At 43.2% G+C, this 25,274-nt stretch carries 25 protein-coding genes; 22 read left to right on the top strand and 3 right to left on the bottom strand.

Translation table 11 applies throughout. The annotated features are described in order from the left end of the window. Window positions 1-175: 175 nt before the first annotated feature. The 8 genes from pdhA to MHH23_RS14935 all read left to right on the top strand — a co-directional run bounded on the left by pdhA (window position 176) and on the right by MHH23_RS14935 (window position 7,838). On the top strand, window positions 176-1,159 hold the full coding sequence (gene pdhA / locus MHH23_RS14970; protein ID WP_048001645.1) for a pyruvate dehydrogenase (acetyl-transferring) E1 component subunit alpha: 984 nt from the start codon (window positions 176-178) through the stop codon (window positions 1,157-1,159). A gap of 31 nt (window positions 1,160-1,190) precedes the next feature. After that, window positions 1,191-2,171, top strand: a complete 981-nt coding sequence (locus MHH23_RS14965; protein ID WP_026050078.1) for an alpha-ketoacid dehydrogenase subunit beta — start codon at window positions 1,191-1,193, stop codon at window positions 2,169-2,171. Between the two features lie 17 nt (window positions 2,172-2,188). Then, on the top strand, window positions 2,189-3,511 hold the full coding sequence (locus tag MHH23_RS14960; protein ID WP_178897143.1) for a dihydrolipoamide acetyltransferase family protein: 1,323 nt from the start codon (window positions 2,189-2,191) through the stop codon (window positions 3,509-3,511). Between the two features lie 12 nt (window positions 3,512-3,523). After that, window positions 3,524-4,906 (top strand): dihydrolipoyl dehydrogenase, encoded by a 1,383-nt coding sequence (gene lpdA, locus MHH23_RS14955; RefSeq protein WP_268431433.1) that lies wholly within the window; start codon window positions 3,524-3,526, stop codon window positions 4,904-4,906. Window positions 4,907-4,937: 31 nt separating this feature from the next. Continuing rightward, complete coding sequence (locus tag MHH23_RS14950) at window positions 4,938-5,633, top strand: SDR family NAD(P)-dependent oxidoreductase (RefSeq protein WP_268431435.1); 696 nt, start codon at window positions 4,938-4,940, stop codon at window positions 5,631-5,633. Next, entirely contained in the window at window positions 5,611-6,396 is a 786-nt protein-coding gene (locus tag MHH23_RS14945; RefSeq protein WP_326116653.1) for an SDR family NAD(P)-dependent oxidoreductase, read from the top strand. The genes MHH23_RS14950 and MHH23_RS14945 overlap by 23 nt, the downstream gene beginning before the upstream one ends. A 92-nt stretch (window positions 6,397-6,488) precedes the next feature. Beyond that, entirely contained in the window at window positions 6,489-7,445 is a 957-nt protein-coding gene (locus MHH23_RS14940; RefSeq protein ID WP_007498849.1) for a sugar-binding transcriptional regulator, read from the top strand. A 63-nt stretch (window positions 7,446-7,508) separates the two neighbouring features. Continuing rightward, window positions 7,509-7,838, top strand: a complete 330-nt coding sequence (locus MHH23_RS14935; protein WP_024719605.1) for a hypothetical protein — start codon at window positions 7,509-7,511, stop codon at window positions 7,836-7,838. Between the two features lie 13 nt (window positions 7,839-7,851). Here MHH23_RS14935 and MHH23_RS14930 read toward each other — a convergent pair whose 3' ends face one another. After that, window positions 7,852-9,177, bottom strand: a complete 1,326-nt coding sequence (locus MHH23_RS14930; RefSeq protein WP_144678892.1) for an APC family permease — start codon at window positions 9,175-9,177, stop codon at window positions 7,852-7,854. Between the two features lie 329 nt (window positions 9,178-9,506). Here MHH23_RS14930 and MHH23_RS14925 point away from each other — a divergent pair, with 329 nt between their 5' ends. Then, window positions 9,507-10,457, top strand: a complete 951-nt coding sequence (locus tag MHH23_RS14925) for a ring-cleaving dioxygenase (protein WP_072367660.1) — start codon at window positions 9,507-9,509, stop codon at window positions 10,455-10,457. Window positions 10,458-10,499: 42 nt separating this feature from the next. Here the strand turns inward: MHH23_RS14925 and MHH23_RS14920 are convergent, their stop codons facing one another. After that, the gene (locus tag MHH23_RS14920; protein WP_268431441.1) at window positions 10,500-11,819 is read right to left on the bottom strand and encodes a S1C family serine protease; all 1,320 of its coding nucleotides are present in this window, start codon (window positions 11,817-11,819) and stop codon (window positions 10,500-10,502) included. Between the two features lie 169 nt (window positions 11,820-11,988). On the opposite strand from MHH23_RS14920, the gene proG reads away from it, so the two are divergent. The 10 genes from proG to MHH23_RS14870 all read left to right on the top strand — a co-directional run bounded on the left by proG (window position 11,989) and on the right by MHH23_RS14870 (window position 22,384). Further along, window positions 11,989-12,813, top strand: coding sequence for a pyrroline-5-carboxylate reductase ProG (gene proG / locus MHH23_RS14915; RefSeq protein ID WP_268431442.1), 825 nt, complete (start codon window positions 11,989-11,991; stop codon window positions 12,811-12,813). 189 nt (window positions 12,814-13,002) lie between these two features. Continuing rightward, complete coding sequence (locus MHH23_RS14910) at window positions 13,003-13,827, top strand: M55 family metallopeptidase (protein ID WP_268431445.1); 825 nt, start codon at window positions 13,003-13,005, stop codon at window positions 13,825-13,827. An 18-nt stretch (window positions 13,828-13,845) separates the two neighbouring features. After that, window positions 13,846-14,781, top strand: coding sequence for an ABC transporter permease (locus MHH23_RS14905; protein ID WP_048001639.1), 936 nt, complete (start codon window positions 13,846-13,848; stop codon window positions 14,779-14,781). Continuing rightward, a complete protein-coding gene (locus MHH23_RS14900; RefSeq protein WP_024719611.1) occupies window positions 14,778-15,740 on the top strand; it encodes an ABC transporter permease in 963 nt (320 codons plus the stop codon). Before MHH23_RS14905 ends, MHH23_RS14900 begins: the two co-directional genes overlap by 4 nt. A 7-nt stretch (window positions 15,741-15,747) precedes the next feature. Beyond that, window positions 15,748-16,761 (top strand): ABC transporter ATP-binding protein, encoded by a 1,014-nt coding sequence (locus tag MHH23_RS14895; RefSeq protein ID WP_007498841.1) that lies wholly within the window; start codon window positions 15,748-15,750, stop codon window positions 16,759-16,761. Next, a complete protein-coding gene (locus tag MHH23_RS14890; RefSeq protein WP_035700454.1) occupies window positions 16,758-18,377 on the top strand; it encodes a peptide ABC transporter substrate-binding protein in 1,620 nt (539 codons plus the stop codon). The genes MHH23_RS14895 and MHH23_RS14890 overlap by 4 nt, the downstream gene beginning before the upstream one ends. A 114-nt stretch (window positions 18,378-18,491) precedes the next feature. Beyond that, window positions 18,492-19,433, top strand: a complete 942-nt coding sequence (locus tag MHH23_RS14885; RefSeq protein ID WP_340959739.1) for a S66 peptidase family protein — start codon at window positions 18,492-18,494, stop codon at window positions 19,431-19,433. After that, complete coding sequence (locus tag MHH23_RS14880) at window positions 19,430-20,509, top strand: dipeptide epimerase (protein WP_340959737.1); 1,080 nt, start codon at window positions 19,430-19,432, stop codon at window positions 20,507-20,509. Before MHH23_RS14885 ends, MHH23_RS14880 begins: the two co-directional genes overlap by 4 nt. Next, window positions 20,509-21,426 (top strand): C40 family peptidase, encoded by a 918-nt coding sequence (locus MHH23_RS14875; protein ID WP_024719615.1) that lies wholly within the window; start codon window positions 20,509-20,511, stop codon window positions 21,424-21,426. Before MHH23_RS14880 ends, MHH23_RS14875 begins: the two co-directional genes overlap by 1 nt. After that, the gene (locus MHH23_RS14870) at window positions 21,416-22,384 is read left to right on the top strand and encodes an ABC transporter ATP-binding protein (RefSeq protein ID WP_008346217.1); all 969 of its coding nucleotides are present in this window, start codon (window positions 21,416-21,418) and stop codon (window positions 22,382-22,384) included. Before MHH23_RS14875 ends, MHH23_RS14870 begins: the two co-directional genes overlap by 11 nt. Before the next feature lie 61 nt (window positions 22,385-22,445). On the opposite strand, the gene MHH23_RS14865 is transcribed toward MHH23_RS14870, so the two are convergent. Beyond that, on the bottom strand, window positions 22,446-23,306 hold the full coding sequence (locus tag MHH23_RS14865) for a dimethylarginine dimethylaminohydrolase family protein (protein WP_340959736.1): 861 nt from the start codon (window positions 23,304-23,306) through the stop codon (window positions 22,446-22,448). Window positions 23,307-23,485: 179 nt separating this feature from the next. On the opposite strand from MHH23_RS14865, the gene MHH23_RS14860 reads away from it, so the two are divergent. The 3 genes from MHH23_RS14860 (at window position 23,486) to MHH23_RS14850 (ending at window position 25,205) form a co-directional block, all read left to right on the top strand. Then, the gene (locus tag MHH23_RS14860) at window positions 23,486-24,007 is read left to right on the top strand and encodes an acyl-CoA thioesterase (RefSeq protein WP_008346212.1); all 522 of its coding nucleotides are present in this window, start codon (window positions 23,486-23,488) and stop codon (window positions 24,005-24,007) included. 114 nt (window positions 24,008-24,121) lie between these two features. Continuing rightward, window positions 24,122-24,448, top strand: coding sequence for a PadR family transcriptional regulator (locus MHH23_RS14855; protein WP_017367090.1), 327 nt, complete (start codon window positions 24,122-24,124; stop codon window positions 24,446-24,448). Window positions 24,449-24,452: 4 nt separating this feature from the next. Continuing rightward, entirely contained in the window at window positions 24,453-25,205 is a 753-nt protein-coding gene (locus MHH23_RS14850) for an HAAS domain-containing protein (RefSeq protein WP_268361379.1), read from the top strand. Window positions 25,206-25,274 lie beyond the last annotated feature (69 nt).

The following is a 25,274-nucleotide window of genomic DNA, read 5'->3' as shown; positions in this document are numbered from 1 at the left end:
TACGAGATGGAGAGAAAGAGAAGGTCTTTGGAAAAGGGCTTTGCCTTTCTCTTTTTTTCTGAAAAAAGATGAAAACGCTTAAAAAATAAACGGAAATGCTTGACTTCAATGAGAGTTAAACGTATGATAATTACAAATGTAACACATAAGAACAAATGTAAAGGGGAGAGAAGAAATGCAAAAACAAATCACTTTGCCTGAACAGATTAGTCATGAGAAATTAGCAGATTTATATAAACAAATGTGGTTAGTAAGATATTTTGATGAAAAGGTCGATCAATTCTTTGCTAAAGGATTAATCCATGGAACGACCCATTTATGTGTTGGACAGGAAGCATCGGCTGTTGGATCTATTGCTGTGTTAAAGGATGAAGATAAGATTGTCAGTACACACCGCGGACATGGTCACTGTATTGCAAAAGGTGCAGAGGTCAATAAAATGATGGCTGAACTGTTCGGACGTGAAACGGGTTACTGCAAAGGAAAAGGCGGCTCCATGCATATTGCCGACTTAGAAAAAGGAAACCTTGGGGCAAATGGAATTGTTGGCGGCGGTATTCCGCTTGCAACAGGTGCGGCGCTCACGTCCAAGATGAAAAAGGAAGGCTTTGTGGTCCTTTGTTTCTTCGGAGACGGCGCCACAAATGAAGGCAGCTTCCATGAAGCGCTGAATCTTGCTTCCATTTGGGATTTACCTGTTGTGTTTATTTGTGAAAACAACCAATACGGCATGTCTGGTCCTGTGAAAGAAATGATCAACATTGAAGACATTTCAACAAGAGCAGAAAGCTATGGAATCCCAGGAAAATCGATTGATGGAAATGACATGGTTGAGATTATGAACACAGTAGATGAAGCGGTCAGCCGTGCAAGAGCTGGAGAAGGGCCATCACTTATTGAAATGAAAACGTATCGCTGGAAGGGTCACTCAAAGAGTGATGCGAAAAAATACCGTACACGTGAAGAAGAGACAGAATGGAGACAAAAAGACGGAATTAAACGCTTTAAGTCACTCTTAATGGAGCTAGATGTTCTGACAGAAGAGCAGGCTGCTCGTTTACAAGAAGAAGCGAAGCAAGAGATCGAGGCATCTGTTGAATTTGCGAAAAATAGTAAAGAACCATCAATTGACACACTATTAGAGGATGTATACGCCTAATTAGGAGGGGAATCACGTGACAAACACGACAGTGAGAGAGATTTCATATTTAGAAGCCGTTCGAGAAGCAATGAGTCAGGAAATGAGAAAAAATCAAGATGTCTTCATTTTAGGTGAAGATATCGGCGTATACGGTGGCGCATTTGGTGTCACGCGCGGGATGATCGAGGAATTCGGTCCAGAACGCGTCCGCAATACGCCGATTTCAGAGGCTGCCATCGCAGGGGGGGCAGTCGGAGCGGCTTTGACAGGGATGCGTCCGATTTTAGAACTACAATTCTCTGACTTTATTACAATTGCAATGGATCAGCTTGTAAACCAAGCAGCGAAAACACGTTACATGTTTGGCGGAAAAGGGAAAGTGCCGCTTGTTGTCAGAACACCAGCAGGTTCCGGGACAGGTGCCGCAGCGCAGCACTCCCAAAGCTTAGAAGCGTGGATGGCTCATATTCCTGGACTAAAGGTGGTTCAGCCTTCAACAGCTTATGATGCAAAAGGACTTTTAAAAGCAGCAATGGATGATGACAACCCTGTCATTTTCTATGAACACAAGCTTTTATATAAAACAATTGGTGAAGTACCAGAAGAGCAGTATTCGATTCCTTTAGGGAAAGCGGATGTGAAGAGAAGCGGAAAGGACGTCACAATTGTTGCAACAGCCATTATGGTGCACAAAGCGCTCGAAGCAGCGAAGGAACTAGAAGCGGAAGGAATCGATGTCGAGATCATTGATCCGAGAACGCTCGTCCCATTAGATGAAGAAACCATTATTGAATCTGTGAAAAAAACAGGCAAATGTATCGTTGTGCATGAGGCAGTGAAACGAGGCGGCTACGGCGGAGAGATTGCCAGTATGATAGCGGAAAGTGAAGCCTTCGACTATTTAGATGCACCTATTAAACGACTTGGCGGTCTTGCCGTCCCAATACCGTACAACCCAACGCTGGAAAAAGCAGTCATTCCACAAGTGCCAGATATTATTGAAGCAGCAAAAGAGCTCGTGCGCTCTTAAGTAAAGGGGAGAAGATCATGCCAAAAGAGATATTTATGCCGAAGCTAAGCAGTACGATGGAGATCGGTACCTTGCTTCAATGGTTTAAAGAAGAAGGAGATTCGGTTGAAATCGGTGAGCCTCTATTTGAGATTATGACAGACAAAATCAATATCGAGGTTGAAGCCTATGATGATGGCGTTTTTCTAAAGAAATATTACGAAGCAGATGATCAGATTCCAGTTAATGCTGTCATTGGATATATCGGAGAGGCTAATGAGCAGGTACCGAGCGAGCCGCCAGCGCAGTCAGATGAAGCATCTTCTGAAGACAGCGGAACGTCATCACCATCTGAACCATCTGTTTCGACTGAAGTTGAACCAGCGGTGGGTGAGAAAGTACGCGCAACTCCTGCAGCGAGAAAAACGGCAAAAGATCACCAAGTAGCCATTCACGAAGTATCTGGTACAGGACCAAAAGGCAGAATTCAAAAACGGGATGTCGAAGCGGCCCTTCACACGAACGAGGAAGGCCAGCGCGTATCACCACTTGCAGGAAAAGTGGCTGCTCGTGAAGGGATCGACTTAGCGAATGTTGCTGGTTCTGGCGCTCACGGCAAAATCATGAAGAGTGATGTGACAGCAGCAGGCGCACAAAAGGCAGAGGCTGCTCCAGTGAGAACACAAAAACTAGCCGGGATGAGAAAAGTGATCGCAGATCGCATGTCACAAAGTGCCTTTACAGCGCCGCACGTCACATTAACAAGTGAAATTGATATGACAAAAGCAAAAGAAGTGCGCAAACAGCTGCTCCCAGCGATTGAAAAAGAGACAGGCTACAGATTGTCGTTTACAGAAATCATCATCCATGCGGTCAGCAGTGTCCTCACGCGCCATCCGCAAATCAATATGACGTTTGAACAAAATGAGCTCCATTTCCATGAGGATGTGCACATTGGTCTTGCGGTTGCTGTGAAAGACGGCTTAATGGTTCCGGTCATCTCTCATGCAAATCAAAAAGGGCTGAAACAGCTCACAAAAGAAGCAAAAGAAATTGGTCGAAATGCACGCGATCAAAAGCTACTGCCAGACCAGTTGAAGGGGTCTACATTTACCATTAGTAACTTAGGGATGTATGCCATTGACACGTTTACCCCAATTATTAATCAGCCGGAAGTGGCGATTTTAGGCGTTGGACGCATTCAAGAAAAACCTGTAGTGATCGATGGAGAAATTCAGGTGCGGCCAATGATGGGCGTCAGTTTATCATTTGATCATCGAGTGGTAGATGGTGCACCAGCAGCAGCCTTTTTAACAGACCTTAAAAAAGTGCTTGAACAACCATTTGAATTGCTAATGTAGGAGATGAATCGGATGACAAAAACGTATGATCTGACAGTCATTGGCGGAGGGCCTGGCGGATACACTGCCGCCCTTCAAGCCGCTGAACGTGGACACAAAGTTGCATTGATTGAAGAGGATTTTCTAGGGGGGACTTGTTTAAATCGAGGCTGTATCCCTTCAAAGACACTGCTCAAACATGCAGAAGTCATTGAATCCATTGAGAAAGCAAAAAGCTGGGGAATCGAAACAGGTGAGGTGGTTCTTTCCTTCGATAAAATGAGAAAACGTAAAGATGATGTCATCGAAAAACTCAGGGGCGGAATCGCCTTTTTATTAAAGCAAGGAAAGATTGATGTATATAACGGCAGAGGCACAGCTGTGACAAAAAATCGTATTGACATTGAAAAACAAGATGGATCAGAAACGATTGAAACAAAAGAGCTGATCATTGCCACTGGCTCATCACCTGCTATTCCGCCTATTCCAGGGCTCAAAGAGATTCAATTTGACACAAGTGATACGATCTTTGACATCCCAGATATTCCTGCATCTGTCGTCATTATTGGCGGGGGTGTAATTGGTCTTGAGCTGGCATGCATCTTCCAGAGTCTCCAATCAAAAGTCACCATTATAGAAGCCGCTCCGTCGATTATTCCGCAGGAAGATGAAGAAGCGGCGAAATTACTAGAAAAAGAATTGAAGAAAAAAGGCATCCATATCGCAAAGAAAACGACGGTGACAGAGGTAACAGAAAGCGAAGGAGTCAAAGCGATTCATGCGACAGACGATAAAGGAGAGACGCACATCTTTACGGCTGAAAGACTGCTAGTTTGCGTCGGAAGAAGACCAAATGTCTCTGCTGTCAGTCAGCTTGATCTTCAGCTGGATGGTCCTTTTATTAAAGTAAACGACGAGATGAAGACAAGTGTTGCAGGTGTATATGCAATTGGAGATGTAGCCGGTGGCTATCAGCTCGCTCATGCGGCGATGGCAGAGGCAGCCGTTGCGGTCAGCAATATATGCGGCGAACCTGAAAGAATGAATCACGACATCGTTCCTAGATGTATTTATACATTGCCAGAGGTAGCGAGTGTTGGACTGACTGAGAAAGAGGCGAAAGCGAAAGGGCTGAACGTGCGGGCAGAGCGATTTGATTTAGCTGCAAGCGGGAAAGCGTTGGCAGCAGGTGTTCAAACCGGTTTTATTAAACTCGTGTACGATACCGTATATGGTGAAGTCATTGGCGCTACAATGGTTGGTCCGCATGTAACGGAGATGATATCAGAGGCTTCCTCATTTATGTATTTAGAAGGAACAGCGGAAGAGATGGCCAAAATGATTCACCCGCATCCAACCATCTCAGAAGGCTTTTATGAAGCAGCTCTTGATATTGTAAGTAAGCTGAGAAAATAAATGCCAAATAAGGGATAGGGAGGAGATCCGTGTGCACGTCCAGCTTCATCAGAAAGTGGCACTTGTGACAGATAGCACAGATGGATTTGGAGAAGCCATCTGCCTAGCTTTGGCCCAGGCAGGTGCACATGTTTTCATACACGCTTTTCGTGATGAATCAAAAGCAAAGTCGATAAGCGAAGACATTGAAAAATTAGGCGGCCAATCGACTGTTGTCATCAATCCGCTTGAGACACCGCGTGATGCTACGCTTATGCTAAGACAAGTCATCGATACATGCGGCAAGCTTGATATTTTAGTCAATCAAGCCGAGCAAAAAGCAGATGGGGGGATTAATGACGTAAGTCCTGAGATATGGGTCGATGAAGTGGAAAGATCCGTAAATACAGTCTTTCTTTCCAGTCAAGCCGCTGTGTGGCATATGGTGGATCAGAAGCAGGGCTGCATCATTAATATTTCCTCATCAGGCAGCATAACAGGTGATGGCGGGATCTCACATGCTACATCAAATAGTATGTTGAATGCCATGACAAAAGGATTAGCGCGCGAATTTAAAGACAAAGGCATCCGAGTATTGGCACTACTTCCGCCGCCTCTCCATTTGCTTCCTGACAAAGAGCAAATCAAGGAGACGGTGGCTCATATGACGGTTTTCTTAAGTACGTCGTACGGTGCATTTACAGATGGAGCAGCAATTATGCTTGATGGGGGTGAGAGCGCTGGCTAATCAACAAAAACCAGTTCTCATCGTAGGTGGCGCCCAAGGAATCGGCAAAGAAATTGCTCAGCGTTTTTTAAAAGAAGGGCATCGTGTAGCTGTGTCAGATATAGATAAACAGGGACTTTCGCTTTTAAAACAACAGCATCCTCAGCTGCTGACGTTCCAAGCTGACGTTTCATCGTGGGAAAGTGTTCAGCAAATGGCGTCAGCAGCTGAAAGGGAGTTGGGTGGCATTGGGCATCTTGTCTATTCAGCAGGAATGACGAAATCCCTTTCTTTTTTAGAGGTTGATTTTTCACTTTGGAAAAAGACACTGGCTGTGAATCTATATGGTCTTTTCTACTGCATTAAAGCATTAGCACCCTATCTATGTGAGCGGAAAGAAGGCAGCGTCGTCATTATTGGATCAGGATCTGCGATAACAGGCTCTGGCGGCGGCATCCAGTATTACGCGTCAAAAGCCGGGGCATTTGGTCTCATGCGTTCGCTTGTAAAGGAATTGGGTTCCCATCATGTCCGCATCAATGTCATTGCACCGCGCGTCATTGAATCTCAGATGCTTGATACGCTCTATCCGACTGAGCTTGAGAAAAGTCAGCTTCGATCACTTATTCCTATCGGGAGATTAGGAAAACCAGAAGATATTGCTGGAGTCACTTTATTTCTCGCAAGTGACGAGGGAAGCTATTTGCACGGACAGATACTCTTATTAGATGGCGGGAGAACGTATCAGCCTAAATATAGCGAGGGAAAAAGAGCGGAGAGTTAATCGCTCTTTTTTTATTTTCATAACAATTGTTCCAATTAGAAACGAATGTTTGGTATACTGGTAATCATAGTATATTAAAAGGATGATGTCACATGCTGAATTGGGAAGAAAGACGACAGCTCGTCAAGGTTGCTCATCTTTATTATACAGACGGGTGGACGCAGCAGGAGATTGCAAAAAAACTCAATGTCTCAAGACCAGTCATTTCAAAGCTCTTACAAAAAGCAAAAGATGTGGGAATCGTTGAAGTGTACATTAAAGACGAAAGTATTCATACAGTGGAACTTGAAAAGCAGCTGGAAACGACCTTTCAATTAACGGATGCTGTCGTTGTCCCAAGTGTCGGGACAATGTCTGAGATGGTCAAACGGGCAGTTGGTCAAGCGGGCGCCTATTATCTTTCTAAAAACATGAAAGGCGCTGAGAAAATCGGTATTTCATGGGGAACCACACTTGCCGAGCTAGTGAAGGAATATCCATTTGAGCGAAGAAACGATGTCAAAGTCATTCCTTTAGAGGGCGGAATGGGCAGGCAGGCGGTCGACATTCACGCGAATCAGCTGGCATATGAGCTGGCAAAGAAGATGAATGGTACGTGCTCCTATTTATATGCACCTGCGATTTTAGAAACAGAAGAATTAAAAGAGCGGCTGATGGCGATGCAGGACATAGAAGCTGTGCTTGAAGAAGGCAGAAATGTTGATATTGCCCTGATCGGTATTGGGAATCCGCATAAAGGCTCTACATTGAAAACAGTCGGTTATTTAAAAGAAGAGGATTTGTCTGGTTTAAGGCAATCAGGAGCTGTTGGTGATATTGGTTTTCGTTTCTTTGACGGGGAAGGGAAACCAGTCCAAGATGAGCTGAACCAAAAGGTGATTGGATTATCGTTAGAACAATTAAAGAGCGTGAAAAAAGTCATCGCAGTTGTGGAAGGAACCCATAAGGCTGAAAGTATTTTAGGAGCCTTAAACGGTGGCTTTATTCAGGTGCTCGTCACCGATGAATTGACTGCGGCAGCTATTTTAAAGGAAGCATCTGTCCAATAAACAGCTGACAGCCATCGTATTGTATAAAAAGAGCAACATCAAACGAGAAAGGAGCTGTGTATCTTGAAGCAAACCGAAATGGAAGCAAACCTACACTGTACTCGGTGCCAAGAAGAGACCCTCCACAGCATCGTTTATGTGAATGATCAGATGAAAAGCGTTGAGTGTACAGAGTGTCATCAGAAGATCAGTGTGCAAGTCGACATCATGAAGGAATTTTACAAAGAAGTATATGAAAAAATTGCCACAAAGCCGAAGCGGATGACGCAGGAGTATAAGGCGAATCTGAATGGATTTATTTCAAGACTCCCCATCCGGGTTTTAAGTAAGCCATACCGGCTGATGAGATATTTAAACGAATCTTATAAGGTCATTAAGCAATATAAAAAATAAAGCAGAGGCTGTCTTAGCGCTCTGCTTTATTTTGTGTTTTTTTCATGTAGTAATAAATCGGCAGTCCGGCAATGCCGATCAGCATGGAGATCAGGCAGCTTTGCCAATCGGTGATCATGGTGCTGATTAAGACAAAGAAAGAGCCGATAATCGCAATGATCGGTGTGAGCGGGTAAAGTGGTACGCTATAAGCGCGCTTCATTCCCTTGTTTTGTTTTCTTAACTTAAAGACAGCGAAAAAGGCCATCACATAAAAGATGTAAATCATGAAAATCGAAACCTCTGACAGCTTCTCGGGATTACTGACGATCATAAACACAATGGCAATCAAAATCTGTACAAATACAGCGATCCAAGGTGTTTGAAAAGTAGGATGAATGCGTGAAATGGCTTTGGCAAACGGAATTTGTTTTCGTTCTGCCATCGCAAAAATGACACGCGGGAACGAAAGAACCTTTCCATTCAAACAGCCAAAGATACTAATGATGATTCCGATACTAATAATTTTACCGCCAATTGGACCAAAGAGCATTGTAGCAGCTGTGCTTGTTGCATTTTCACCTAGTTGAACGATTTGATCAGCTGGTAACACATGCAAAAGGGCGATGTTAATAAAGAGATAACATGCTGTGACAATTAAAATACCGCCTGCCATCGCACGAGGAAGCAGTTTCTCTGGATTTTTCATTTCACCGCCAAGCGCTGCAAGCAAAATCCAGCCATCATAGGCGAATAATGTTGCCAAAATTGCTGCACCGAAGTTCATTTGTGCGATACTCTCATTGACGGCTGTGAAAATATGTTCATTTCCTTTCCATAAGCCAAACACAATAATTGCTGCAATTGGAACAAGCTTTCCGATCGTGGTCAGTCCTTGGACAAAACCACCGTATTTCGTTCCCATGATGTTGATCACACATAAAAAAAGAACGGTGATAATGCCAATGGTTGAAGCCCATAAAGAAGAAAGAGAAAATAAATTAGCTAATAATGAACCAAAATAAAGACCAAGAGCACCAATAATCGCTGGCCCGTAAATAATAATTTGCACCCAGCCACATAAGTAGCCCCAAAATTCACCGTATATTTCTTCAAGATAGGCATATAAACCGCCAGTACGTGGGATTTGTGTACCAATTTCAGCGACTGTGAGTCCGCCTGCAAGGGTTAAGATCCCGCCTAACAGCCATGCGAATAAGGCGATGCCTGAGCTTCCTGAATAAGAAAGGACGTTGCCAGGCTTCATAAAAACGCCAGATCCAATAATTGTTCCGATGACAAGAGATAGGGCAAAAAATAAGCCGATGTCTTGTTTTAACGCTGGTTGTTCTTTGTTCATTACACACGACCTCCTGCATCACTTTCGTACGTTACTGTGACATGTATTTTGTTCATTGTAATACGATTTTAGGAAAACAAGAATTAAAAAAATTTTCTGATTTTCGTATTTGTATTTAAAAGTGTTCGTTTATTGGAGATATTAGGATGAATGTTATCTTAAAAGCGAACAATATAAGAATATTTTTGATGTAATGTTAATTTAATGGGCGGAAACCGAACATCCAATAAAGATGAAGCCGAATGGTTGACTTTTCTTCTAAAATGACCTATTTTATTCATAAGGAAATTATCTTGAATTCGAGATATTTTATAATAGGAGTGAACACAATGAAAATAAATGGGATTCACCACGTATCAGCACTAACAGCAAATGCTCAGAAAAACGTTGATTTCTACCGCCAAATCCTTGGCTTAAAACTGGTGAAAAAAACAGTCAATCAAGATGATCCATCGATGTATCATCTATTTTATGGAGATGAGGTCGCCTCACCTGGTACAGAGCTGACGTTTTTTGAAATACCGATGCTCGCCCGCCGGCTGGACGGAACAAATGCGATCTCACGCACAGGGTTGATTGTCACTTCAGAAGAGGCAATCACCTTTTGGGAAAAGCGCTTTGAAGAAAAAGGTGTAAAGAAAGAAACAGCTTCTTTAAGAGGCGGCAGACCTGCCTTGAAATTTACAGATCCAGAAGGACAGCAGCTGTTTTTGACTGTAGAACCAAGCGTGCAAGATGGAGCGAAGCCGCCAGTGCATGATGAGATTCCTGCTGATTTTGCGATCAGAGGTTTGGGACCAGTAGAATTAACAGTCGCAGAAGCAGATAAAACGATCAGTGTGTTAACGAGCATCCTTGGTTTCACAGAAAAAGCACGTGAACAATCAAATGATGGGGAAATCGTGACGATTTTTGAATCAGGACAAGGCGGAGCTGGAACAGAGATTCATGTCATCGAAAAAGCACAAGGACCTGTTGAGCGATCTGGTAGAGGGAGTGTTCATCACGTAGCCTTTCGTGTAGCGGACGCAGAAGAGCTTGAAAAATGGCATGATAAAATAGCCAAAGCCGGTTTCACCAACTCTGGTGTTGTAGAACGTTTTTATTTTAAAGCCCTATATTTTAGAGAGCCAAACGGTATTTTGTTTGAAATCTCAACAGACGGTCCTGGATTTACAGTGGATGAAAGCGTGGATGAACTTGGTGATCAATTAGCACTTCCACCATTTTTAGAGCACAAACGAGCAGAAATTGAACAAAGATTGGTCCCAATCAAGTGAACATGAAAAAAGCAGCTCAATTTTTATGAGCTGCTTTTTTCGTTAAGAACTGACTTGCTTTGATTCAGATTGTGTTAATGTCACTTGTTTTGTTTCTTCTTTTCCATTACGAACGAGTGTGATGCTGATGGTATCTCCTACTTTAGCATTCGTGTAAAGCTCGTGGCGTAATTCACTGCCGGTTGTCACTTTTTTGCCATTGATGGCGGTGATAACATCCTCTGCCTTTAATCCAGCTTTTGCAGCAGGTGAGCCAGCAGCGATTTCTTTTACGTACACGCCTTTATCCAGCTGACTGCTTGTCAGTCCAAGCTTTTCCTTCTGATAAGCATCTGGTACTTGTTCGAGATCCAGCATGCTGATACCGATATAAGGTCGTTCGATTTTTCCTTTTGTGAGAAGCTGTTCTGCAATTGGTTTGACATCATTGATTGGGAGCGCAAATCCGATACCTTCCACACCTGTTTCAGAAATTTTCATACTGGTGATCCCCACAACCTTTCCGTCTGTTGTTAAAAGCGGTCCGCCGCTGTTACCGGGGTTAATGGCGGCATCTGTTTGAATGACATTAATACTGCTTTCGCCAGCTGATGTATCCATAGAAACTGTTCGATCGACACCGCTGACAATTCCTTGTGTCACTGTTCTTGATAAATCTTCACCAAGAGGGTTTCCGATTGCGATGACGGTTTCTCCCGCACGAAGGGATGAGGAGTCTCCGAGTTCAGCGACTTTTGTAACGCCGCTGCTGCTAATTTCCACAACAGCAAGATCGGTCAGCGGGTCAGAACCGACCACTTTTCCTGCTACCGTCTTGCCATTATGCAAGGAGACTGTTAATTTATTTGCTCCTTCAATCACATGGTTGTTTGTTAATACATAGGCTTTACTGCCGGATTTTTTGAAAATAACCCCTGATCCGGTACCGCTTTCTTGTTCTTGACTGCTGCTGTTTTGATTTTGCTGTGATCCATCAAAAGGTGTGTTCATATCGCCAAAATCTGTGGTTGTTTGACTTTGTGTTTGATAGTTTGTAATGCCGACGATGGCTGGTGATACGTTTTCGACCATACTGGAAATACTGCTGGTCGAATTCGATGTTTGTGACGCTGTTGTTTTTGACGAATTTGTACTTGTATCATTTGTCGATACAGCGGCTGTTTTCGTTGACGAATCAGTTGAACTATTTTCTGAATGCTGAGCATATGGAGTTAGAACGTAAACACCTAACGCTAACGTACCTCCTACAATCCCGCTGACAAATGGCTTCAGCCAGCCACTTGGCTTCTTCTGCTTTTGTTTCGGCTGTTCAATGGTTTGTAATTCATAAGAAGTGTGTTTTTCATCTTTGTGATGTGTCATCAAGATCACTCTCTTTCATCGATTTTTACATGTATGTGTGTAAGGTGATTGACCGTATGTGGTGGATACTGACTTTATCGTAAGAAAAAAGTGTGGGATAAAAATGAAAACATTGTGGGAAATTGTTAAAATAAGTAGTGAATCTAAGCAAAATAGAGGAGATTAAACTGTGGAGACTATTGGAATCATTGGATATGGAAGCATGGCAGATATGATGGTACAAAAATGGCTGGACAAAGGAGTACTTCATGCCAGTCAATTTATGATCCATACAAGAAGTGAAACGGAGCGGCTGCAACAGCTGAAAGAGAAGAACCAGCATGTCAACATTTGCTCTTTAGATGACATCTCTGCATCATGTGATGTCGTGTTTGTTTGTGTACCACCGCTTGCTGTACTTGATGTCTTAGATCAGCTGAGCCCCGCAAAGACATCTCTTCATATCGTATCAGTGGCAGCGGCTGTCACGTTAGACAAATTAATGCAACATACGAATCAGCCGGTGTCTAGATACATTCCCACTTTGACATCAGCTGTAGGGACAGGTGTATCCCTTGTGGCGCATGGTGAAACCGCTGGGCAGGAGGCACAAGAACGACTCCACCGCCTGCTTTCAGCTTTTAGTATCGTCAGGGAAGTGGAAGAGGACCGGTTTGATGCGGCGAGTAATTTGACAAGCTCTTCTCCGGGCTTTATTGCAGCAATCTTTGAAGAAATGGCGAGATCCGCTGTTCGGAATAGTGAGCTTTCTTTAGACGAAGCCTATGAATTTTTAACATATGCGCTGCTCGGTACAGGACAAGTTCTTGTTGAACGCGGACTGACATTTGCTGAAACGGTGAACAGGGTCGCAACAAAAGGCGGGATTACAGGAGAAGGCGCTGCAGTCATCCAGCAGCAGGCACCGCAAATGTTCGATGACTTGTTTACACAAACGATGAAAAAATATGCGCAGCTAAAATCGCAAATCGATGAAGCAGACAAACACCACTAAAGACATAGCTAGTGGTGTTTTTTCTGTCAAATAAATCCTTTATCATCAATGCTTTTGACCTGTATTACCTGAGTCTAATTTCCTTATTTTCAGACATTGTATTGAAAAATCAATCAAGTTCTCATATAATTTTTTAGAAAATTTAGAAAAATATACACAAATTTTAAGTTTAATTAAAGGGGGATGGGGATGAAGCTCTATGTATCAGTCGATATGGAGGGAATTACTGGTCTAGCTGATCATACATTTGTTGATAGCCGCCAGCACAATTATGAGCGCGGGAGAAAATTCATGACAGGTGAAGTGAACGCCTGTGTAGAAGCTCTTCTTACACATGGGGCGACCGAGATTTTAGTGAATGATAGCCATTCTAAAATGAATAATCTGTTGATTGAAGATTTGCATGAGGAAGCATCTCTCATATCGGGCGATGTAAAGCCTTATTCAATGGTTCAAGGATTAGATCAAACGTATGATGCCGCTGTTTTTTTAGGCTACCATGCGAGGGCATCAATGAAAGGTGTGATGTCTCACAGTATGATTTTTGGTGTCAGACATTTTTACATAAATGATCATCCAGTTGGTGAAATGGGCTTTAATGCGTATGTCGCAGGCTATTATGGTGTTCCAGTCATTCTTGTATGCGGAGACGATCAAGCGGCACTTGAAGCCGAAAAGTTAATGCCTGGCGTGAAAACAGTGGCGGTGAAAGAAACCATTTCAAGATCTGCTGTGAAATGCTTAACACCAGCGAAAGTAAGCACCCTCATCTCGCAGCAAGTGGAAGCTGCCATGAAACAAATTCATCAAATGAAGCCGCTCACGCCTCCTGAGCAGCCAGTGCTGAAAATCGAGTTTGCCAATTATGGACAAGCCGAATGGGCGAATTTAATGCCAGGTACGGCCATCATCGAAGGGACAACAACGGTGACGTACCAAGCAGAGAATATATTAGAAGCCTACCAAGCGATGCTTGTCATGACAGAGCTTGCCGCACGTACAACATTTTGTTAAGCGAGGGGGAGACGGCAGATGACCAGCTTTTTGCTCAAGCGTTTGATTGCGATGATTGCCACGATTTTAACGATTACGACGTTAACGTTTATTTTAATGAAGGTCATCCCAGGATCGCCCTTCAATGAAGAACGAAATACAAACGAAACTGTCCAGCGAAACCTCGAAAGCTACTATCACTTAGACGAACCACTCTATGTTCAATATATGATCTATTTAAAATCCATCGTTACTTTTGATTTTGGTCCTTCCATTAAAAAGCCTTCTGAAAGTGTCAATGATTTATTGGCGAGAGGTTTTCCAGTCTCATTAGAACTTGGTCTTATCTCTATTTTGATTGCTGTCATCTCCGGCATCTTGCTCGGAATCATGGCTGCCCTCCGGCATAATGGCTTGATTGATTATATCGCCATGACGATTGCTGTTTTCGGTATATCCATACCAAACTTTATCTTTGCTACCTTATTAATTCAGCAGCTTGCTGTGAATGTAAAGCTCTTTCCTACAGCGATGTGGACAAGTCCAATGCATATGGTGCTTCCTACCATTGCACTGGCGGTAGGTCCAATGGCGATCATTGCCCGGTTAACGAGATCGAGCATGATTGAAGTGCTGTCGCAGGACTATATTCGAACTGCAAAAGCGAAAGGGCTTTCCCCTTATAAAATTGTGTTTAAACATGCCCTGCGGAATGCACTTTTACCTGTTGTCACGATCCTTGGCACACTTGTCGCAAGTATTTTAACAGGCAGTTTTGTGATTGAAAAAATATTTGCGATCCCTGGAATGGGAAAATACTTTGTTGAGAGTATTAATAATCGTGACTATCCTGTCATCATGGGAACCACTGTTTTTTACAGCATCATCTTAATTACCCTTCTTTTCATTGTAGATGTGACATATCGTCTGCTTGATCCAAGGATCCAGCTGCATCAGAAAGGAGGAAAGGCATGAGTATACATCTTCAGCATGATCAAACGAATCAAGCGCATGAAGTGCCAGATGAATGGTTTGCTCCTAAAGAACAAAAGACATCTGAAGTCCATGCCATTAAAAGACCCTCACTTTCGTATTGGGCAGATACTTGGCGACGGTTAAAACAAAATAAACTCGCTATGTTTAGTTTATCGGTGCTGATTTTTCTTTTCGTCATGGCTGTATTAGGCCCACTCCTGGCACCGAATAGTGTGACAGAACAGCGGCTTTCCATGCAAAACTTGCCACCTTCAGCTGCTCACTGGTTTGGAACAGATGAACTTGGACGTGATGTGTTTACACGTACTTGGTACGGCGCACGCATTTCGTTATTTGTGGGCGTGATGGCCGCTCTCATTGATTTTGCAATCGGTGTCATCTATGGCGGTATTGCAGGCTATAAAGGCGGGAAGTATGACCATGTCATGATGCGGATTGTCGAGGTGCTTTACGGTCTGCCGTATTTACTCGTCGTCATTTTATTGATGGTCCTGATGGGGCCTGGGCTTGTCACTATTATTGTGGCGCTCACTGTTACAGGATGGATCGGGATGGCAAGAATTGTGAGAGGTCAAGTCCTTCAGCTGAAAAGCCAAGAATATGTCCTTGCCTCGAAAACCTTTGGCGCAAAAAGTTTGCGCATCATCCGCAGAAATTTACTGCCGAATACGATGGGACCGATTATTGTGCAGATGACGCTAACTGTACCGACAGCGATTTTTGCTGAAGCGTTCTTAAGTTTTCTTGGTTTAGGGATTCAAGCGCCGTTTGCAAGCTGGGGTGTGATGGCCAATGATGCCTTGCCGACAGTGCTATCAGATAATGGTCACTGGTGGCGTTTATTCTTTCCGGCATTTTTTATTTCGCTGACGATGTTTTGCTTTAATAATTTAGGTGATGGCTTGCAAGATGCGCTTGATCCGAAGATGAAGAGGTGATGGCGTGATGAAAAAAATGCTTCGGATCATCGATCTGCATGTTAGCTTTCGGACATATGGCGGTTCTGTTCAAGCGGTACGCGGGGTGAATGTGGATGTGTATGAAAAAGAAACCCTCGCCATTGTCGGAGAATCAGGCTGCGGAAAAAGCGTGACGTCTCAAAGTATCATGCGGCTTCTCCCTGCATACAGCGCACAAGTCGATCAAGGGGAAATTTGGTTTCGTGATCGCAACTTGCTGTCATTATCTGAAAAAGACATGCGAAGCATACGTGGTGTCGATATCTCCATGATTTTTCAAGATCCTATGACAGCACTCAACCCGACGCTGACAATTGGAGATCAGCTGATGGAGGCTGCAAAAGTGCATCAGAAGCTGACAAAAAAAGAAGTGAAAGAAGAGGCGCTTCGTATGCTTGATTTGGTGGGGATACCGCAGCCGAAAGAGAGGCTGAAGCAATATCCGCATCAATTCAGCGGTGGCATGAGGCAGCGGCTCATGATTGCAATGGCTCTTATTTGTGAGCCGAAGGTGCTGATTGCAGATGAACCGACAACTGCACTAGATGTCACCATACAGGCGCAGATTTTAGAACTATTTAAAGAGATTCAGAAAAAAACAGGCGTGACAATTATTTTAATCACACATGACTTAGGGGTTGTAGCACAAGTCGCTGATCGAGTGGCTGTCATGTACGGGGGGAAAATCGTTGAAGTTGGGACAAGGCGAGATATCTTTTACAGTCCACAGCATCCCTATACAAAAGGGCTGCTGCAATCCGTTCCAAGGCTGGATATGAAAGATGAACTCATTCCTATTGAAGGAAGCCCGCCAGATTTATTTGCTCCGCCAAAAGGTTGTCCATATACCGATCGATGTCCGTCTGCGATGAAAGTGTGTGATCATATTATGCCGCATGAAACGCAGCGTTCACCTACACATGCAGTACATTGCTGGCTTCAAGATGAACGAGCGAAGCAAACGGTTTTATCTTCAACACAAAGGGGGAGTTTTTCATGAGAAAAACAGGTTGGATTCTCAGTATGTGCTTTATCGCAGTGATGCTGCTTGCAGGATGTACAGCCAATGAGCAAGCAGGTAAAGGATCTTCAAGCAAGGGGGAAGAGAAAGTTTTAACATTAAATAACGAAAACGAACCGACATCATTTGATCCACCCATTGGTTTTAATAATGTGTCCTGGCAAGGGCTCAATAACTTAATGGAAGGATTAACGAGACTGAATGAGAAGCACGAACCATCTGCTGCCATGGCGGAAAAATGGGACATTTCAAAGGATGGAAAAACGTACACGTTCCATTTAAGGGACGGGATAAAGTGGTCAAATGGTGATCCAGTCAAAGCAAGTGACTTTGAATATGCGTGGAAGCGGCTGCTAGATCCAAAGACGGGCTCTTCTGCGGCATTCTTAGCTTATATGATTGAAGGGGGCGAAGCGTTTAACAGCGGAAAAGGGAAGAAAGAAGATGTAAAAGTCAAGGCTGTTAATGATCAAACGCTAGAGGTCAAGCTAGCATACCCGCAGAAATCTTTCTTAAATATGACGGCAAACCCTGCCTTTTTCCCAGTGAATGAGAAGGTAGCGGAAAAGGACCCAAACTGGGCCAAGGATGCGAAAACCTTTGTCGGCAATGGACCGTTTAAACTGACAGAGTGGAAGCATGATGAAAGCTTTACAATGGAAAAAAGTGACACGTATTGGGACAAACAAACGGTCAAGCTAGACCAAGTGAAATGGCTCATGATCAGTGATCGAAACACAGATTATCAAATGTATCAATCAGGAGATTTAGATACGGCCTTCGTTCCGGCAGAACAAAGTGAAGACTTGTTAAAAAGCAAAGATGTGCAAATTGAGGATCAAGCAGGGCTGTTTTTTTATCGTCTAAATGTCAACATGGAGCCTTTTCAAAATAAGAACATTCGCAAAGCCTTTCAAATGGCGATCAATCCTCAGGATATTGTAGAGTATGTGACGAAAAATGAAGAGAAGCCAGCACGTGCCTTTGTTTCACCAGGAATTTTAGATTCAAAGGGTGAAGATTTCAGAGAAGCTGGCGGCGACCTTGTCAAACATGATACGAGTGAAGCTGTAAAACTATTAGAAAAAGGGTTGAAGGAAGAGAACTATTCAAAGCTACCGCCCGTCACATTAACATATAGTACAAAGCCTGAAAATAAGAAAAAAGCAGAAGCCATTCAGCAGCAATTAAAAGAAGCGCTAGGGGTAGATGTGAAGCTTGCCAACATGGAAGCAAATGTGTTTGCAGAAGATCAAAAGGCACTCAAATTCCAATTCTCGCAAAGTTCATTTCTAGCTGACTATGCAGACCCAATCAATTTCTTAGAGAGCTTCCAAACAGGAAATGCGATGAACCGGACAGGTTGGTCAAATGATACGTATGATCAGCTGATCAAAAAGGCGAGTCAAGAAGCAGATGAACAAAAGAGAAATCGTATGCTGCATGATGCCGAGGCACTTCTGATGGAAGAAGCACCGATCATTCCCATTCATTTTTATAACCAAGTCTATTTACAAAAAGAAGGCGTAAAGGGCATTGTCCGTCATCCTGTTGGTTACATTGATTTGAAATGGGCACAGGTAGATGGAGAGTAAATGAAAAACTGAGAGAACGGGACGCTTTGAAAAAAGCGTCTGTTCCTTTATTTGTTCATGTTATGAAGAAGATGCCCATAGATTGAAAGAAACGAAGAGAAAGAGGGGATTGGCATGAACCATCTGCCAGCGGCACTTCAAACAGGAGATACAGTGGGAATCATTGCACCAGCAAGCCCGCCTGATGAGCTGAAATTAGCAAGAGGTATTTCTTTTTTAGAAAGCTTAGGGCTAAAGGTGAAAAAGGGGAAGTATATCAACTCCCGGTATGGTTATTTAGCAGCTCATGATCATGAACGAGTGGAAGATATTCATCACATGTTTCAAGATCCAGATGTGAAGGCAGTGATTTGTGCTTGCGGAGGATACGGAACAGGAAGAATTGCAGAAGCCATTGATTATGACTTGATTCGCCGGAACCCAAAAATCTTTTGGGGATACAGTGATATTACGTTTTTACATACAGCCATTCAGCAGCAGACGGGTCTTGTGACCTTTCATGGTCCAATGCTCTCCTCTGATGTGGGACTTGAAGAGGTTCATCCGTATACAAAGGATACCTTTTTACAGCTATTCACTCCGAAAGCCTTTTCGTATACGAACCACCTGTCACCTCTTCACACTTTTTATCATGGCACGGCTTCAGGCGAAATCACCGGAGGAAATCTTGCCCTTATTGTCACGACACTTGGTACACCTTTTGAAATTGATACAAAGGGGAAGCTTTTATTGATAGAAGATATAGACGAAGAACCATATAAAATCGATCGAATGATGCAGCACTTAGCCTCTGCAGGAAAATTACATGATGCGGCGGGATTTATCATTGGTGATTTTCATCAATGTGAGCCGAAAAAGAAAGAGCAGTCGTTAACGCTCGATCAGTTATGGGAGACGTATATTGTCCCGCAACAGAAACCTGCACTTGGCGGCTTTCGGATCGGTCATTCCTCTCCAAACTTCGCCATTCCAATCGGCGTGCAGGCTACATTAGATGCTACAGGGAAAAAACTGCATATTTCCCCAGGTGTTGCAGCGAAAGAGGCGATCAAATGAAAATCGTAGATGTTCGCACATGCAGAACGAGTGTACCGCTAAAGAAGCCTTTCAAAACAGCATTAAGAACGGTGTATGACGCCGCATCTCTTATTGTGATTATCACCTATGATCAAGGTGATGTCAGCTATGGAGAGGCAGTGCCGACATCGGTCATTACAGGTGAAACACTGGAAAGTATCGACTATGCTATTTGCGCTGTGATGAGGCCGCTCTTGATTGGGGCCTCATTGTCACAATATGAACAAATCTTTTCAGCGATCGACCGTGTACTTGTAGGAAACACGAGTGCAAAGGCTGCAATAGATATGGCGATTTACGATGGTTTAGCGAAGCAGGCTGGCCTGCCGCTTTATCAATATCTTGGTGGTTATCGTGATCAGCTGGAAACAGATTACACGGTTAGTGTCAACCGTCCGCTAGAAATGGCAGAGGATGCGAAGCAATATGCAGCTGAAGGCTTTCGTACCTTAAAGATCAAAGTGGGAAAAGATGATATAAATACGGATATTCAGCGGATCAAACGGATTCGAGAAAAAGTCGGGCCGGATATTCAAATCAGGCTTGACGCCAACCAAGGCTGGACATGGAAGGAAGCGATTGTCGCCATTCGAAAAATGGAGGCACTCGATATTGAACTAGTCGAGCAGCCAGTGCCTAAAGAAGACATCGAGGGTCTGCGCCGGGTGACGGAAGCAACAGACACATTGATTATGGCAGATGAAAGTATTTTTAGCCTCCATGATGCCATCAAGGTGTTAGAAACGAGAAGCTGTGATCTCATCAACTTAAAATTAATGAAAACAGGCGGTATCAAAAAAGCGCTGAAAATCAATAGTTTAGCAGAAGCATACGGCGTCAAGTGCATGGTTGGCAGTATGATCGAATCAAAACTAGGGATTACCGCAGCCGCTCATCTTGCTGCAAGCCAACCGAATATTACCCGTTACGATTTTGATGCGCCGCTTATGCTCAAAGAGGACTTAATAGACGGAGGAATTATCTATCAAGGAAAAGATATTCTCTTTCCGCCGCATCATGGGTTAGGCATTCAAAGAGTGAAAGGGGTCTTATGATGTTATATGAATCAAAGGTTCCAGTCGCAAATATATGGACAGCACCGCAGTCGCCGAGAGAAATAGATCGACACGTTCTTCAAAGTTCCGTCCAGATCAAAGAATGGATTGATGAGCAAACATATGAACAGAAATTGGCCTTATGTGAAGAAAATCTTATTCAAACCCAAGTACTGCTTGGCGAACGAGTCATTGGGCTGGAGGAAACAGATGGCTGGATGAAAGTTGTCATCCCGCAGCAGGCAAGCCGGAAACACCCGCAAGGCTATCCAGGTTATATCCCTGTAGAGCAATTAAATGAAGTATCAGAGAGTGAACCACCTGCTAGTCCCTTGATTGTTTGTCAGAAAAAAGCGGTTTTATATCAAAACGGAACACCGGATATGGAGGTTAGTTTTTTAACAGAACTAGCACCTGTTGAAGAAACGAGCGATTCCTTTGATGTTCTAACTCCAGTAGGAAGAAGAGAAATCAAAAAAGAAGATGTGCGCCGTGCTTCATCACCTTCTTCTATGAGCGGTAAGGATGCCTTAGCCATAGGAAAACAATTTATTGGACTGTCATATTTGTGGGGCGGCATGAGTAGCTATGGCTACGACTGTTCGGGTTTTGTTTACAGCATGTACAAAGCGTGTGGATGTTTATTACCGAGAGACGCAAGTGACCAAGCAGTTCAAGGAACTCCAGTCGCATCAAACCATTTGGCGCCAGGTGATCTCATGTTTTTTGCCAATGACAATGGGAAGGGAGCAGTTCGCCATGTAGGGATGTATGCTGGAGATGGCATGATGCTTCACTCGCCTAAAACGGGCAGACAGATTGAACTCCTTTCTCTTTCTGGTACTTCATATGAACAGGAATGGGCAGGAACAAGGCGGTATTTGAAAGCTGAGAGGGGGAGATGTGATGGGAAGTGAACCACTTCTGCAAGTCAACAACTTAAAAAAGCATTTTCATCTATCGAAAGGAAGAACGTTAAAAGCATTAGATGGTGTCACCTTTCAGCTGAAACAAGGCGAAACCTTTGGTCTTGTTGGTGAGTCAGGCTGCGGTAAATCTACACTTGGAAAAGTGCTCATGCGGCTTTATGACCCGACAGAAGGTGAAGCTTTGTATGAAGGGAAAAGTCTCCATCACTTATCGAACCGAGAATCATTTGATTTCAATAGACAAATTCAAATGGTATTTCAAGATCCGTATTCTTCTTTAAATCCTAGGCTCTCTGTAAAAGATATTATGCTAGAGCCGATGGAGATCCACCAATTGTATGGCAGTCAAAAGAAAAGACTCGAACGTGTGAAGGAACTGCTTGAAGCGGTGGGGCTAAGTCATGATTTTGCTACACGCTATCCTCACGAATTCAGCGGAGGTCAGAGGCAAAGAATAGGGATTGCTAGAGCACTAGCCTTATCACCAAAGTTTATCGTGGCAGATGAGCCGATTTCTGCACTAGATGTATCCGTTCAAGCTCAAGTCGTGAATTTGCTGAAAAAACTGCAAAAAGAAGAGGGATTGACGTTTTTATTTATTGCTCATGATTTATCGATGGTTAAATATATTAGCGATCGAATCGGTGTCATGTACTTAGGACATCTCGTGGAGATGACTAGCAGTGATGCTTTATATAAAACACCGCTTCATCCATATACACAAGCATTGCTGTCTGCTATCCCGATTCCAGATCCTGATGTGGAAGATAAACGCAAGCGGTTTATTTTAAAGGGAGAAATTCCAAGTCCAGTGAATCCGCCAAGCGGCTGCGTATTTCGGACAAGATGTCCTGCTGCAATGGATGTATGTGCGGACAAAAAGCCAGTATTACAAGCAGTCGAAGAAGGACATGAAGTGGCTTGTCATTTATATGATAGGAAATAGATAGAGGGAAGAAGGTAAGCATTTAAAAAGCCAGCGAGTAGACAAGCTGGCTTTTTGGCTTTTATGAACGCCTAATAGGTAATGTACAGCATCTAAAAGAGCCGCCGGATTTAATGATTTCTGAAAAATCTACTTCAATGACGGTGTAGCCGCGGGCTGTTAATGCAGCATTTGTTTCTTGGTTGATTGGTAAGCTGATGACTTTTTTCTGTCCAATGGACAACACATTTGGTCCAAGTGTGAACTGCTCTTGCTCACTTATTTCAATGAGATCATAATGCTTTTTGAGCATATGAAGATCCTTTTCCGTAAAAGCTTCAGGGTAAATCAAGATCTCATGATGAGAAAGAATATTCATCACACAATCAAGATGCAAAATGTGAGAAGGAAGATGAATAGGAATGATGTCGTGATTCGGCAGTTCTTTTTTGAGCTGCTGGATGGCGGCTAGATTTGTTCTTTTGCTGATCCCCACAAATACCCGGGTTTGGTCTACAAGCACATCGCCGCCTTCAATCGTTCCATCATCCAGCGTGATGGTTGTCCATCCTTTTGTCTGTGCCCATTCTTTTAAGGAATGTTCTTCTCCTTGTCTGACAGGGGCTGCCATGTTTGAAACAAATAAAATCTGTCCAATTGTAAATCCAATATCCCGAGTGAAGACTTGTTCAGGGAAACGTTCATTTGCAGGAAGAAGGACAGGCCGGACATGATGGTCTTTCAGCGTTTGGATGAATTGCTTATGCTGCGTGAGGGCTTTGATTTGAGAAATATTTTCTCTTGCAAAATGCTTTTGGGTTTCATTGATGATCTGTTTAATTTCCATATAAATTGGACTGCATAAGAGGACTTCTTGTAAATCATCATATTCACTCATACATTGCGGCGTTTTATACACTTTCTCTGATTTCATAGAATCCATCAAAGGGCCTCCTTGTTTATCGATAGTTATATTATTCCTCCTTCTAGTAAATGTTGAAACATTTCCGAAAGAAAATCTCTCATGAGAGACTAAAGCAAAAAGTTTAGACAAACCTAATAGAATAGTGTTTAATAAAAGTCGTTCCGCATCAACGAAAACAGCAAGAAGGAGCTATGACGATGAGTGAAGAAAATTTCAAATACTGCAAGGAATCGAAAGTTGTGAAAACCAGCAGGGTATTCCCCCTCGATACGAATAACCACCAAACGTTATTTGGCGGGAAATTAATGAGTTATATAGATGACATTGCTTCCATCTCGGCAGCAAGACACAGCCGTAGTGAAACAGTCACCGCATCAATGGATTCAGTTGATTTTTTAGAGCCGATTGGACAGAAAGAGTCCGTCTGCTTAGAATCTTATGTAACATGGGTCGGCACATCTTCTATGGAAGTATTCGTCAAAGTCATTAAGGAAAACTTGATGTCTGGAGAGCGCAGACTCGCAGCAACTTCATTTCTTACCTTTGTCTCGCTTGATGAAAACGGGAAGCCAAAACGAGTTCCACAAGTCATGCCGGAAACAGAGGAAGAAATCATGCTTCATCAAACAGCGAAGCAGCGGGCAGAGGAAAGAAAAAGCCGCCGAAAGCATAGTAAAGCTTTGGCTGATGCACTTGGGACGGATAAGCCTTGGGCGTAAAAATCACCCTTTAAGCGGTGATTTTTTTCTGAGTCGGTATCTTGCATAGCAAGATAGTGTGTGGTAAGATCAAACTATCTTGTCATGCAAGGTACTGAAAGCGGAGGATCGATGATGACACAATCAACACAAATGCTAAAAGGAATTTTAGAGGGATGCCTGCTGTCGATTATTTCTGAAGGTGAAATTTATGGCTATGAAATGACAAAGAAGCTTGCTCACTATGGGTTTGATCAAATTAGTGAAGGCAGTATTTATCCGATCTTGCTGCGCATGCAAAAAGAACAACTGGTTCATACGTCCACAAAAGCATCGGCGAGTGGACCGAAAAGGAAATACTATACGCTCACACAAAGAGGCGAAGAAGCGCTGACGGATTTTACCATGCGATGGAATGAGCTGTCAGGGAATGTAGAGCGATTATTACATAAAGGGAAGTGAGAAGATGGTAACAAAAGAAACGAGACATACCTTATTAGAGCTGCAACTCTATCTCATATCAAAAGGGAAAAATCAGGACGAGATCGACGAGGTGATGGATGAATTAACAACACATGCTGTCGAAGCTGAGAAAGATGGGAAAACAGGGGAAGATGTATTTGGCGGAGATCCACGGGGCTTTGCTGACGAGCTAGCGAAAGAGCTTTCTAGAAATCATAAAGACTGGGTTCCGTTTGTCAGTGCTTTTTTAATTGGATCTCTTTTTTACATGATGTTAGCAGATGCCATCAGTCAAAGTTTATCGTATTCTTGGTATGCACTCATTGGTTATCCGCTCATCATAGTGGCCAATGTGATCATGACCATTGTGATGTTTAGAGCTTCTGCCTTTCAAACAAGCGGGAGGGCATTCTTTTACTTTTGGATATTAGGTGTTTTTCAGATGACAGCCTTGATCACAGTGAAATTATTGGACCAAAAACTTGGTACTCCTTTACTTGTGCTGACCTCGAGCCAAAGATGGGGCGTCATTCTTCTGTTGCTGCTGTGTATTGTCTTATTGAATGCCATATTAAAGGCGAATATGATGTCGCTCATTCCGTTGATCTTCTTTGGACCGCAACTCCTATTCGAATGGCTTGGATGGACATCACCTCTGATGCTTCTTTTCACAAGTCTGGTATCCATTGTGATTTTAGTCTTGCTCACAATCGCTTTTTTACAGAAAACAAACAAGAAAAATGAACATTTAATGTAGATAGAGCACATCACTTGCGATGTGCTTTTCTTTTTCTAAAAAAATGTAGATATGGGATCACATTTTTCT

This window comes from Bacillus sp. FSL K6-3458, assembly GCF_038005045.1.
Lineage (GTDB): Bacteria > Bacillota > Bacilli > Bacillales > Bacillaceae > Bacillus > Bacillus altitudinis.
This window is presented reverse-complemented; position numbering and strand designations above follow the sequence as displayed.